Source organism: Sulfuriflexus sp. (assembly GCF_032250955.1).
GTDB lineage: Bacteria > Pseudomonadota > Gammaproteobacteria > AKS1 > AKS1 > Sulfuriflexus.
This window is the reverse complement of record NZ_JAVVES010000066.1, coordinates 1-12,992: the sequence shown is the minus strand read 5'-3', so window position 1 is coordinate 12,992 and position 12,992 is coordinate 1. Positions and strand designations below refer to the sequence as shown.

Annotated in this window: 13 protein-coding genes; 12 read left to right on the top strand and 1 reads right to left on the bottom strand. The window is 57.9% G+C overall.

Features of this window, described 5'->3' with window-relative positions; all coding sequences use genetic code 11:
• The first annotated feature begins 372 nt into the window (after positions 1 to 372).
• From RQ738_RS11305 to RQ738_RS11250, 12 genes are all read left to right on the top strand, one after another.
• Positions 373 to 870, top strand: a complete 498-nt coding sequence (locus tag RQ738_RS11305; RefSeq protein WP_314165319.1) for a GlcG/HbpS family heme-binding protein — start codon at positions 373 to 375, stop codon at positions 868 to 870.
• A gap of 2 nt (positions 871 to 872) precedes the next feature.
• Positions 873 to 1,604 (top strand): alpha/beta fold hydrolase, encoded by a 732-nt coding sequence (locus RQ738_RS11300; RefSeq protein WP_314165318.1) that lies wholly within the window; start codon positions 873 to 875, stop codon positions 1,602 to 1,604.
• 72 nt (positions 1,605 to 1,676) lie between these two features.
• On the top strand, positions 1,677 to 4,478 hold the full coding sequence (locus RQ738_RS11295) for a monovalent cation/H+ antiporter subunit A (protein ID WP_314165317.1): 2,802 nt from the start codon (positions 1,677 to 1,679) through the stop codon (positions 4,476 to 4,478).
• Positions 4,478 to 4,807 carry a Na+/H+ antiporter subunit C gene (locus RQ738_RS11290; protein ID WP_314165316.1) on the top strand — a complete coding sequence of 110 codons (330 nt, stop codon included), beginning with the start codon at positions 4,478 to 4,480 and terminating at the stop codon, positions 4,805 to 4,807. Before RQ738_RS11295 ends, RQ738_RS11290 begins: the two co-directional genes overlap by 1 nt.
• Complete coding sequence (locus RQ738_RS11285) at positions 4,804 to 6,342, top strand: monovalent cation/H+ antiporter subunit D (RefSeq protein WP_314165315.1); 1,539 nt, start codon at positions 4,804 to 4,806, stop codon at positions 6,340 to 6,342. The genes RQ738_RS11290 and RQ738_RS11285 overlap by 4 nt, the downstream gene beginning before the upstream one ends.
• Entirely contained in the window at positions 6,339 to 6,830 is a 492-nt protein-coding gene (locus RQ738_RS11280; RefSeq protein ID WP_314165313.1) for a Na+/H+ antiporter subunit E, read from the top strand. Before RQ738_RS11285 ends, RQ738_RS11280 begins: the two co-directional genes overlap by 4 nt.
• Positions 6,827 to 7,096: a K+/H+ antiporter subunit F gene (locus RQ738_RS11275; protein WP_314165312.1), complete on the top strand. Its 270-nt coding sequence runs from the start codon at positions 6,827 to 6,829 to the stop codon at positions 7,094 to 7,096. Before RQ738_RS11280 ends, RQ738_RS11275 begins: the two co-directional genes overlap by 4 nt.
• A gap of 10 nt (positions 7,097 to 7,106) precedes the next feature.
• Positions 7,107 to 7,436: a Na+/H+ antiporter subunit G gene (locus tag RQ738_RS11270; RefSeq protein ID WP_314165311.1), complete on the top strand. Its 330-nt coding sequence runs from the start codon at positions 7,107 to 7,109 to the stop codon at positions 7,434 to 7,436.
• Positions 7,437 to 7,621: 185 nt separating this feature from the next.
• Positions 7,622 to 7,978, top strand: coding sequence for an encapsulin-associated ferritin-like protein (locus RQ738_RS11265; protein WP_314165310.1), 357 nt, complete (start codon positions 7,622 to 7,624; stop codon positions 7,976 to 7,978).
• A 5-nt stretch (positions 7,979 to 7,983) separates the two neighbouring features.
• A complete protein-coding gene (locus RQ738_RS11260) occupies positions 7,984 to 8,784 on the top strand; it encodes a family 1 encapsulin nanocompartment shell protein (RefSeq protein ID WP_314165309.1) in 801 nt (266 codons plus the stop codon).
• A 12-nt stretch (positions 8,785 to 8,796) separates the two neighbouring features.
• Complete coding sequence (locus RQ738_RS11255) at positions 8,797 to 9,144, top strand: high-potential iron-sulfur protein (protein WP_314165308.1); 348 nt, start codon at positions 8,797 to 8,799, stop codon at positions 9,142 to 9,144.
• Between the two features lie 116 nt (positions 9,145 to 9,260).
• Positions 9,261 to 11,219, top strand: a complete 1,959-nt coding sequence (locus RQ738_RS11250) for a cation:proton antiporter (RefSeq protein WP_314165307.1) — start codon at positions 9,261 to 9,263, stop codon at positions 11,217 to 11,219.
• 48 nt (positions 11,220 to 11,267) lie between these two features.
• Here the strand turns inward: RQ738_RS11250 and RQ738_RS11245 are convergent, their stop codons facing one another.
• Positions 11,268 to 12,026, bottom strand: coding sequence for a DUF2189 domain-containing protein (locus RQ738_RS11245; protein ID WP_314165306.1), 759 nt, complete (start codon positions 12,024 to 12,026; stop codon positions 11,268 to 11,270).
• Positions 12,027 to 12,992: the final 966 nt, after the last annotated feature.

Genomic DNA, 12,992 nt, shown 5'->3' with positions numbered 1-12,992 from the left:
TCCTGGCCTTCTGATGGAACAACTAGCCATTCGCCTAAGCTGTCCAACTACGACAGCAAAGGCGCTGGTTATCCCTGAGGGAGAAGGGATAACACCGATTAAGGGATGATGAAATTTTATGTATCCATGCTCATCAATTAACCTGTTCATCTTATTTACCCGAAGTTTGCCGCGGTTCGCGGCTTATGCTCATCGCTATTGCCGTTCCGTTAATTCCCTCTCCCTTCGGGAGAGGGTTAGGGTGAGGGGATTTAGATTCGATAACACATTGTCTTATTTACTCCCTCATCTAACCTGTTCATCTTATTTACCCGAGGTTTGCCGTGGTTCGCGGCTTATACTCACGACAAAACCAACAACCGAGGATGCCCGATGAAACACGTTCCCGTTCTGGCGCTACTTGCCGCGCTCTGCCTGCCTTCTGCCGTTGTGGCCGAATCCGCCTCGCTCACGACGCGGGTATTGTCGTTTGGCTCGGCGCATAAACTCACCATCCAGGCCGCCGAGGCCTGCCGCCAGCAGGGTTACCAGGTCACGGCCAGTGTTGTCGATCGCGGTGGCAACCTGCTGGCGCTGGTGCGTGATCCGCTGGCCGGCACGCACACGATTGAGGTGAGCCGCCTCAAGGCCGTTACCTCGGCCAGCTTCCAGACCGCGACCATTGAGATGCAGGATGGTTTTCAGGGGCTGCGGCATGCGCCGGATGTGCTCCTGATCGGCGGCGGCGTGCCGGTGCAGATAGGCGGGCAATTCTATGGCGCGGTGGGGGTCTCCGGCGCACCGGCGAAGAAGGTCACCGGCGATGTTGATGATGAATGCGCGCGCGCCGGCATTGCCGCCATTCGCGAAGACATCGAGTTCGGCGACTAGGCATGCCACCTGAACCTGGAGCACTTACCGCCGTGTTGTTGCCGGGCATCGATGGCACGGGCCGGATGTTCGGCCCGCTCATTAAGCAGTTGCCCGACTGGTTGACCCCGCTGACCCTCGACTACCCCGAGCAGGAGACCCTTTCCTATCCGGCGCTCGCCGACCGGCTTTTTGACCGCCTGCCGACCGAGACACCGTTTATTATTATCGCCGAGTCCTTTGCCGGGCCGCTGGCATTACTGCTGGCGCAGAAGCGACCGCCCCAGCTCCGGGCGCTGGTATTGTGCGCGACCTTTGTGAGCAACCCGCGGCCCTGGTTGTCGAAACTGGCACCGCTGGTCATGCACGAGTGGCTGCTGGCGCAACCGCCGCGCAAGTGGATGGCGCGCTTATTCGTCACCGGTTATGATGCGCCGGACGAGATGCTCGAGCAGGCCCTTGCAATACATGCGCGCATCCCGCCACGCGTCACCCGCCAGCGCCTGCTTGCGGTACTCGCGGTCAACGTGCGCGAGGTTTATGCACACTGCGACATGCCTGTTCTGCACCTTTATGCGCAACATGATCGCCTGATCACGACCCACCCCACGCGCGAGATGCAGCGCCTGCGCCCGGATGTGAAGAGTGTCGGCATCGACGGCCCGCATTTCCTGTTACAGACCCGACCTGCGCCATGCTGCAAGGAGATCGAGACCTTTGTCACGGCCCTGGGATTACCCTTCAACGACGCATGAACGTTATCCTTGTATTCAGCCAGCGGCATGACGCTGGTTCCCCAAAGCCCCCAAGCCGGTTAAGCTAGCGGGATGACGCTATCCCTTCTCTTGATCGTTTTCGCCGGCAGCGCCCTGACTGCCTGGGTGTCACGCCTTGGCCGCCTGTATGCTGCCTGGGCGGCCGGCGCGGTGACGTTGCTGGCCCTGCTGCTGCTATCGCTGCAGTTGCCCGCCGTGTTCGCCGGCGAGACGCTGATCGAGCGCTGGCCGTGGATGTCGCAGGCGGGTATGGACCTGGTGTTCCGGCTTGACGGCCTGGGGCTGTTGTTTGCGCTCTTGATCCTGAGCATCGGCCTGCTGGTGATCTTTTATGCCCGCTACTATCTCTCGGCGCAGGATTCGATGGGGCGCTTTTACAGTTACCTGCTGCTGTTCATGGGGGCGATGCTGGGGATCGCGCTGTCGGAAAACATTATCCAGTTGCTGATCTTCTGGGAACTGACCAGCCTCTCCTCCTTCCTGCTCATCAGTTACTGGCAGCACCGCGCCGATGCCCGCCAGGGCGCGCGCATGGCGCTGGCGATTACCGGTGCCGGCGGGCTGGCCATGCTCGGGGGCTTTGTCCTGCTCGGCCAGATCGCGGGCAGTTATGAGTTATCGGTTATTCTGGATTCAGGTGACATCATCCGCGCCCACCCGCTCTACCTGCCGATGCTGGTGCTGGTGTTGCTGGGCGCGTTTACCAAGTCGGCACAGTTCCCGTTTCACTTCTGGCTGCCGAATGCCATGTCTGCGCCTACGCCGGTGTCGGCCTACCTGCACTCGGCGACGATGGTGAAGGCGGGCGTGTTCCTGCTGGCACGCTTGTTCCCGGCCCTCTCGGGTACGCCGGAGTGGTCATGGCTGGTCGGCAGTGTCGGCCTGGCGACCTTCCTGGTGGGCGCGTTCTATGCGCTGTTCCAGCACGACCTCAAGGGCCTGCTGGCCTACTCGACCATCAGTCACCTCGGCCTGATTACCGTACTGTTCGGCATCGGCACCCCGCTGGCCGCCGTGGCCGGCGTGTTTCATATGATCAACCACGCCATCTTCAAGGCCTCGCTGTTCATGGCCGCCGGCATCATCGACCACGAGAGCGGCAGCCGTGACATGCGCAAACTCAACGGCCTGTGGAAATACATGCCGCACACGGCATTGCTGGCCATGGTGGCGGCGGCCTCCATGGCCGGGGTGCCGCTGCTTAACGGCTTCCTCTCCAAGGAGATGTTCTTTGCCGAGGCGGTAAGCGCCGGCACCTACTTCCAGCTTGGCTGGATGCTGCCCGTGCTCATCACCCTTGGCGGGGTCTTCGCGGTGGCCTATTCGTTCCGCTTTATTCATGACGTGTTTTTCAATGGTGAACCCGTCGACCTGCCGAAGACCCCGCACGAACCGCCGCGCTGGATGAAGATCCCGGTGGAGGTCCTGGTGGCATTGTGCCTGCTGGTGGGCATCCTGCCATCACTCACCGTCGAGCCCATGCTGCGGGTGGCGGCGGCCGGTCTGCTGCAGACCGCGCCACCTGCGTTTGACCTGGCGATCTGGCACGGCTTCAGCCCGGCGCTGTTGATGAGCATAGTGGCCCTGCTCGGTGGCGGCGCGTTGTATGCGATGCGCACACCGCTCTATGCCCTGCACGAACAATACGGCAACCGCCTGCAGGGCAAGACCCTGTTCGATGCCTTGATGACGGCCCTGTTCGCCGGCGCCTGTGCCATTACCCGCTGGCTTGATACCGGCAGCCTGCAACGCCTGATGCTGAGTTTCTTTATCGCCGTGCTGGTGCTTGGCGGCGCGGGTTACCTGGGCAGCGGCAGCCCGCTGAGTGGTGCCCGCGAACTGCTGCCGCTGGATGGCATCAGCCTGATCGCCGCCGGTGGCCTGATGCTCGCGGCCATCGCCACCGTGGTGCTGCACCGGCAGCGGTTCATGGCGCTGGTGCTGATCGGTGCGGTGGGGCTGGTGGTGGCGCTGATCTTCGTCAAGTTCTCCGCCCCGGACCTGGCCCTGACCCAGCTCTCGGTGGAGATCGTGACTATCGTCCTGCTGTTGCTGGCGCTGTACTTTCTGCCGCAGCAACCGGGACGTGAATCGGGGCATCCGCGTGTTGTGCGTGACGTCCTGCTCGCGGGCCTGTCCGGCATAGGCGCGACGCTGCTGGCCTGGTCTGTGCTCAGCCGGCCCTACCAGAGCATTGCCGGTTACTTTATCGACAACGCCAAGCCCGGTGGCGGTGGCTACAACGTGGTCAATGTCATCCTGGTCGATTTCCGCGGCTACGACACCCTCGGCGAGATCGCAGTGCTGGCGCTGGCGGCGCTGGGGATCTTTGCCATGCTCGAACACTTGCAACTGTCGGGGCCTTCGACCGACGGCCGGCGCCCCTGGAACTGGGACATGCATCCATCGGTCATGGCCTCCTTGACCCGGCTGCTGTTACCGCTGGCGCTGCTGGTGTCGATCTTCATCCTGCTGCGCGGCCATAACCAGCCGGGTGGCGGCTTTATCGCCGGGCTGATCACCGCCGTGGCGCTGATCATGCAGTACCTCGCCAACGGCGTGGACTGGACCCAGTCGCGCCTGCCGGCGAACATGCACCCGTTGATCGCAACCGGCCTGCTGCTGGCCACGCTCACCGGGCTGGGCAGCTGGCTGGTGGGACATGCCTTCCTGACCTCCAGCTTTACCTATCTTGACTGGCCGCTGCTCGGCAAGTTCGAGATCGCCTCGGCGATGGCCTTTGATGTCGGTGTCTACCTGGTCGTGATCGGCGCGACCCTGCTCATTCTCATTCACCTCGGTCTGATGCACAGCGCCAGTCACGAGCCGGTTGATACAAAGGAATCATACTGATGGAAGCCCTTGTTGCCCTGGTCATCGGCGTGCTCACGGCCTGCGGCGTTTACCTGACACTGCGTGCGCGCACCTTTCCCATGGTGCTCGGCCTTACCTTTCTCTCCTACGCGGTGAACCTGTTCCTCTTTACCATGGGCCGGTTGACCATTGGCCAGCCACCCATTATCAAGGCAACCGCGCCGGGTTACGCCGACCCCTTGCCGCAGGCACTCGTGCTCACCGCCATTGTGATCAGCTTTGCCATGACGGCCTTTGTCATCATGCTCGCCCTGAAGGCCCGCGCCGAGCTGGGTAACGACCACGTCGATGGCCGGGAGGACACATGAACCATCTGGTCATCGCTCCCGTGTTGCTGCCGCTGCTCGCCGGTGTGCTGCTGTTGCTATTGCGGCCGTTTGCGATCGAACTGCGCCGCCTGCTGAGCCTGCTCGCCGTCATCGGCCAGGTCGTGCTGGCCATCCTCCTGCTCGCGCGTGTGCATAACGGCGAGATCCTGACCTATGCCCTCGGCGGCTGGGTCCCACCGTTCGGCATTGTGCTGGTGGCGGATCGCCTGGCGATATGGATGCTGCTCATCACCACCCTGCTGGCGTGCTTTGCGCTGCTGTACGCGGTGCGCGGCACCGATATCAGGGGACGCCATTTTCACGTGCTGTTCCAGTTGCAGTTGTTCGGTCTCAATGGCGCGTTTCTGACCGGTGACCTGTTCAACCTGTTTGTGTTTTTTGAGATCCTGCTACTGGCTTCCTATGGTTTGTTGCTGCACGGCGGCGGCCGTCTGCGTACGCGCGCCGGCCTGCATTTTGTCGTCATCAACCTGGCCGGCTCGACCCTGTTCCTGTTCGCCGTCGGCACGCTCTACGGGATCATGGGCACGCTGAACATGGCGGACCTCGCCCGCCAGATCGCGGTGCTGCCAGCGGAACACCTCGGCCCGGTAAAGGCGGCCGGGCTGCTGCTGTTTGGCGTGTTTGCATTGAAGAGCGCGGTACTGCCCCTGCACCTGTGGCTGCCCGCGGCCTATGCGAACACAAGTGCCCCGGTGGCGGCGCTGTTTGCGATCATGACCAAGGTCGGCGCCTATAGCATCTTGCGTATGGAGACCCTGCTCTTCGGTGGTGATGCCGGTCTACTGGCCGGCATGCTCAATGCATGGCTGCTGCCCCTGGCGCTGCTCACGCTGGCCGTCGGTATGCTCGGCGTGCTTGCCGCTGCCAGCCTGCGCCAGCAAACGGCTTACCTGCTGGTGGCCTCGGTTGGCTCACTGCTCACCGCCTTTGGCCTCGGTTCGAGTGCCGGTATTGCCGCCGGTCTCTATTACCTGCCGCATACGACCTTCGCCACCGCAGCCCTGTTCCTGCTCGCTGACAGCATCAGCCGCCGGCGCGGCGAGCTCGATGATCGCTTCGAGGCGGGCGTCGTCATGTGTGATCGCAGCCTGCTCGGCGGGTTGTTTGTAGTGGCGGCGATGCTCATCGCCGGCCTGCCGCCAATGTCGGGGTTCATCGGCAAGTGGCTCATGTTGCAGGCCGCGCTGCCGCACCCGTGGCTGGCATGGATCATGGGGGTAATTCTCGTCACCAGCCTGCTGGCGATTATTGCGCTGGCACGCGCCGGCAGTGTGTTGTTCTACCGTGCCGAAACAGCAGCGCCCGCCAGTGGCAAGCCACCCATGGCATCGCGCACGCGCGAGTTGCTGCCGGCGACGGGACTGCTCTCGCTCTGTGCGGCACTGGTGATCTGGGCCGGGCCGGTAGATGAGTTTGCCCGGGCCACCGCCGACCAGTTGCTGCAAGCGGATGAATATGTGCATGCGGTGCTGGGCACCCCACTGGCACCAGGCCGGGGGCTCACACCATGATGCGACGACTCTTCCCCCATCCACTGCTGACGCTGGTGCTTGCACTGGTCTGGATGCTGCTAACCAACGAGCTCTCGGTCGCCACGTTGATCCCCGGGCTGTTGCTGGGCTGGATCATTCCGCTGTTTACGCTGCACTTCTGGCCGGAACAGGTTGTCATCCGCCGCCCACTCACCCTGTTGCGCTTCATCGTCGTGGTCCTGATGGATATCATCATTGCCAATTTTATTGTCGCCGCCTTGATCCTGCGGGGACCAAGGCCGCTCAGGCCGGCCTTCGTGCGCCTGCCGCTGGCGCTGCATTCCGAACTGGCCATCAGCTTGTTGTCCAACACCATTTGCCTGACGCCCGGCACGGTCTCGGCAGAGCTCTCGGCCGATCGCCGTTACCTGTTAATCCATGCACTCAATACTGATGACCCCGAGGCGCTGTTGCGCACCATCAAGCAGCGTTACGAGGCACCGCTGAAGGAGGTTTTCGAATCATGATCGACACGGCATTGCTTATCGCCTTTACCCTCGTCGGGCTGGCCGTGGCCTTTGCCTTCTGGCGGCTGTTGCGCGGCCCGAGCGCGCCGGACCGCATCCTCGCCCTCGACACACTTTATGTGAATACCATCGCCCTGCTGGTTTTGTTCGGCATCTACCTCGGTAATAACATCTACTTCGAGGCCGCGCTGTTGATCGCGCTGATGGGGTTTGTTGGCACGGTGGCGTTGTGCAAGTATCTGCTGCGCGGCGACATCATCGAATAAGGACAGGTTTATGGATATTCTGCTTTCGATACTCATCATCACCGGTGCCGTGTTTACCTTCATCGGCTCACTCGGCCTGCTGCGCCTCAAGGATTTCTACACCCGCCTGCACGGCCCGACCAAGGCCACCACGCTTGGCGTCGGTTGTATCCTCATCGCCTCGGCGGTGTATTTCAGTCACCAGGGTGAAGGCATCAGCCTGCATGAAATACTGGTGACGCTGTTCCTGTTCATCACCGCACCGGTGAGCGCACACTTGCTCTCCAAGGCGGCCCGGCACCTGAACCTCGCCGCGCAACCCGGCACCGCTGGCACGGACGAGGCCGACGCGGACAACTAACTGCGGTATCTGCGTTGGCAACGTCTGCTTACTTCATTCAGCCCTGCTACATAACTTCACATAAAACGTATCGATTTACAGCATTGATATTTTTCAATGCTGCGGGCAGAACATATTGAAAGGATATTGGTGTCCACAGAATATAGCCGAAGTCTTCAGACAGATAATGGTGAGAGGTCGCGAGCATGGCAAATGAAGGGCTGCATGAAGCCAACGATGATTTGAGTGAGGAAACGCGTGATCTGCACCGCGCCCTGGTTTCCCTGCAGGAAGAACTTGAGGCAATCGACTGGTACCGGCAACGCGCCGACGCCTGTCATGATGATCAGCTGGAAGCTATATTGTTGCATAACATGCGCGAAGAAATGGAACATGCCGCCATGCTAACCGAGTGGTTGCGGCGTAACGACAGCGACTTTAATGGCCACCTGCATAACTACCTGTTTACCGAGGTTCCGATTACCGAGGTGGAAGAAAGTCTCACCAGGCAAGCAGATGATGAGGTTATCAAAATCCATACCATCGGTTCGTTGAAGGAGTGAACCGTATGGATAACCTCAATAGAGAACAAGCGCCCTTCCCTGACTTTATCTGGGAACGAATTGATGCCGCTGCCGTGGATGCCGCCAGGGCATTACTGACGGGTCGTCGTTTTCTTGAAGTCGAGGGACCGTTCGGACCTGGATTAACAGCGCTTGAACTGGGTGCGGATGACTATTGCCGGGACCCAGGTGAGCGAGAGGCCGGGGCAATCGTCAGCAAGGCGATTTCGGTACCTATGCTGCGCAAATCATGTCGACTCAGTGCCCGGCGCCTGGCGGCATACCTGGACAAGGAGATGCCGCTGAGTCTGGCAGATGTGGAAGATGCTGCCGAGGCAGTCGCCAGGCGTGAAGAGGAATTCATCTACTTTGGCCAAACCGATTTCGGACTGGAAGGACTGCTCAATGCGAAAGGTCGCAACAAGGTCAAGGCCACTGACTGGTCAGGCCTGGACAAGGCGCTAAACAACGTCCTCGCGGCGATCACGACATTGGATAATGCCGGTTTTCATGGCCCCTATTCACTCGCGCTGCCACCGACACAGTACAATAATCTTTTCCGTCACTACGAGCATACCGATCTCCTGCAGATCGAACACCTCAAGTCTTTGTGCACCCTTGGCGTCTATAAAGCAGCAGTAAATATGCCAGTGGCAGTTGACAGCCACGCCGGCAGCATAGTCCTGGGGCAAGATCTCCGTGTAGGTTATGCAGGCAGTGACGGCATACATTACCAGCTTTTCGTATGCGAAAGCATGGTTCTGCGACTCGATCAGCCAGACGCCGTTTGTGTATTGACTAACTAAGGAGATATACCGATGCAAAAGAAGATAGCTAACCCACAGCGCCGCCGGGCCCTGTTTACCATAGTCGCGGGAGTTGCCAGTATACCATTCGTCAAGATCATGTCGGGTGGTCAGGCCCAGGCCGCGGGACTACCGCATCTAAGCGAAGACGACCTCACAGCCAAGGTGCTGAAATATCATCATGACGCAAGTGCGGCACCGCGTGTTGACAAGTATGGCGTCGCCGCAAAAGACCAGTTTTGTCACAACTGTGCGCTGGTCCAGTCGGACAGCGGTGACTGGCGACCCTGTCAGATCTTTCCTGGCAAGGCAGTCAATGCAAACGGTTGGTGTACATCCTGGACAAAGCAACAAGGCTGAGTCACGAGAAAATCCCGGCGGTACAGCAGTCACCGACATTGGTGTCTATGGTGACATGCTACTGACCGGGCCGGGCGATTATGGCTACGGGAGTCCACTGATGTTCACCTGAGGCCATGCTCAATACCACACTCATCTTACTGACAGCATCCCTGTTATCAGCGGCGCTGGTAAGAGCGCTTGGCCTGTCACCAATCATCGGCTTTTTGCTGGCTGGTGTGATAATCGGGCCGCACGGCCTCAGCCTGGTTCCCGATCTCCCTACCATCCATCAAATAGCACAATTCGGCATTATCTTCCTGATGTTTACTATCGGTCTCGAATTTTCCCTGTCACGTCTTCTGGCAGACCGTTTCATGGTGCTCGTATTAGGTGGTCTGCAGGTGCTGTTCACTGCGTCTATGTTCGCGTTGCTGGCCGGCTATGCAGGCATACCCCTGCTCGCCGCTATCACTGTCGGCGTGGCGCTGGCGATGTCTTCGACTGCCATTGTGTCTCGCCTGCTTATAGAAGACGGCGAAGTCAATTCAATCTATGGGCGAACTGCAATTTGCATACTTTTGTTCCAGGATCTGGCCACAATCGTGTTCCTGTTGATCATGCCGGTTATTACCAGTGGCAGTCTGTTGTCACAGGCCACGAGCGTGACAGAAGCCCTGGCCCTGGGTGTCGCCGTGTTCTTTATTCTTCTCTTCGTCGGCAGGATGGGTATTCGTCCACTGTTACGCTACATCGCCCGTCTGCATTCACCCGAAATATTCATGCTGGCGATACTCGTCGTCAGCGTCGGCGCGGCACAATTCGCCCATGTCATGGGGTTATCGCTGGCCCTGGGTGGTTTCATGGCCGGCATGGTAGTGGGCGAAACCGAATTCAAACATCAGGTTGAGGCCGACATCCGCCCCTTCCAGGATGTGCTGCTCGGGCTGTTCTTCATCACGGTTGGTATGCTGGTCAATCTGGAAATCTTCAGGCAAATATGGCCGGCGGTCGTCGTTGTTACCACCGGGCTCATACTAATGAAGGCCATGCTGGTGTTTGTGTTAATCAAGACAACAGGTGCCGCTGCAGTCACGGCGATTCGCACGGGTATTGCACTGGGCCATGCCGGTGAATTCAGCCTGGTCATCCTGTTTCTTGCCCTGCAAATGGGAATGTTGCAAGGCGAATCAAGCCAGGTAATCCTCGCCGCCGTGTTGCTCAGCATGGCCATAGCACCACTCCTGATCCGCTACAGTGCGATCATGACGGAAGGGTTTGCCGGTGTCGGCCTGCGCCAGAGTCAACAGGCTGTGGCCAACAATGTTGAAGCCGCCGCCAGGGACCTGAGTTCCCATGTCATCCTTTGTGGTTATGGTCGCGTGGGGCAAAACATTGCCTGGTATCTGACTGAAGAGAAGGTGGAGTATGTCGCCTTTGATATTGATATCAACCGCTTTCGCCAACCCGCCGAGAGAGGCGAGCGTGTCCTGTATGGTGATGCCAGCCGGCGTCCTATCCTGGTCGCTGCCGGACTGGAACGTGCCCAGGTTGTGGTTATCGCCTTCGACGATTTCCGTGCTGCCTTGAGAACACTGGGCCATGTGCATGAGCTGCGGCCCGATATCATCACCATCGTCCGCGCTACCGACGAGCAACACCTGGATGAGCTACTCGATGCCGGTGCGACGGAAGTCATCCCGGATACACTCGAAACCAGTTTGACCATGGCGGCGCATGTGTTGACGATGCTCGGTGTCCCGGTCGCCAAAGTAGCCGAACGCAGTGACAGGATACGGGCAGATCGTTACCGGTTACTACGCGGCGTATTTCATGGCCGTAAACGTATGCACCGGCGTGCTCAACTGCGGGTCATCACAATTCCGGATAACGCCTTCGCGGTTGGACGAACATTGAAGGAATTACACTTGAGTACTTGTGGTGTTAATGTCACTGCTATACGCCGGCACGGTATAAGAGGGGCAGATCCCCATGCCCAGATGCGTATCCAGGAGCGGGATGCCTTGATTATGCACGGTTCTCCTGAAGACATGTTGCGTGCAGAGCAGTACCTAATCAAGGGCGGACCGGTTTAAGCTGGTCAATTGATTTGATCAAACTATATATATCTGTACTTTTACCCCTTATGCCGTTGTGATAATCGTTTCGCGGTATGCATGCCATGAAGCATAACCAAGCACCGGGGCTATGAACAAGAAGCCTGTCAGTGCGGTCGCGAACCCTACCGCTACAAGTGCCAGGATAAGCAATGCCCAGAGCGCTAAAACCGACTTGTTTCGCCACACCGCATTAAGGCTTGTTATTATTGCCGTCATTGCAGTGGCATCCTGGTCCAGAATCATCGGCAAGGCGAATGTGCTGGCACAAAACAGCAGGCCCGCAAAAACAACCGCTAATAATAAGGAAACTGTATCTGAAATGGGAACCGCGGCAGAAACAGCCAACTGCTCGGGTGCTGTAATAATATTCGTCACCATCGATATCAGGATCAGAAGAATCAGGTACACCAGGCTCAGCAACATTGCGAGCATTAGCTCGTGCCCCATCTCATGGATGGCCTTCCTCCGCTCGTGACCAAAGGTCGGTTTGCGTTTCCGTTCGAGTTGTTGGCTTATATCGTAAAGGCCGAATGCGAGCGCGGGGCCAACCAGCAGGGCGCTGATAAAGAGACTGACCAGTAAGACACTCTCATAGAACAATGAAAAGTAAATAAGTGTCCAACCGAGACCCGCGAATAACATGCCATAGACCAGGCTATGCCAGGGCGCTCGCCGAAAATCCTGCCAACCTTTTTTCAGCCACCCCAAAGGAGCATTGAAAGTGAGCTCGCGGCAAGGTGCGTAGAGTGGGACATCATTCTTAAGTGAATATGCTGCTTTCATACCACACCTCCTTATGTAAGGATAATAAGTCATACAAGCACAATAAATTTGACGGCTTTTCCAGACCATAGTCTCATACCCTCGCGGGATGAAAAATACGAAAAAAAGTAAGTGATCGTTATAGAACGGACAAGGGGTCGGAGTCGCGCGGGCGTGGTGATTCGCTGCAACAACAAGCCGCGACGTTGGCGAGTATTTCAAAAGCACCTCTAGACAACGACTCCGACCCCGCTGCAAATGGATAAGAGGTCGGAGTCGTGCGGGCGTGGTGATTTGCTGCAACAACAAGCCGCAACGTTGGCGAGTAGTTCAAAAGCACCTCTAGACAACGACTCCGACCCCGCTGACGTTCTAAAAGTCATCTTCAGGCGCACAAACAAAAACACCTCCGCAAGGGAGGTGCTTTTGTTTGTATGGCGCGCCTGGAGCGATTCGAACGCCCGAGCGCCTGGTTCGTAGAGGCAAAGTGTTATGTAAATTATTGATTGTATTAACTTTAAAAAGGGGCGCCCGGTCCAGCAATCAATAACTTAGCATAACCATACGCAACTAATCCCGGCAAAATCCCGGCAAATATTGGCTAGTTTGACATAAGAAATATGCCGCACATTAACAGATGTCTTAGTTAAACCTGAAAATCTAACTTTCATTCGTCATTTGACGGGATTGTACAATTTTCAAAACAGTCAGTTACGTACGTTGACCAGTGCTTAATGGTCAGTGAATGGCACTAAACTGGGGAGGTTTACAAATGCCCCAAGATGATTTCTGAAAATTGGTCAATATTTAACCGATCTACGTTCAGCTTTGATCGAGGGTTGCCCTATTAGAATTCTGACTGAATGGACTATACAAAATTCCGGGTAAAAATACGGGAAAGGAATAATAATCGCCTCGTCAGAAAAATTCATGGGTAGTTTTCGGGGCAGGTAGCGCTCCAAGCGCGTGATATAAGGCGATTTCAGT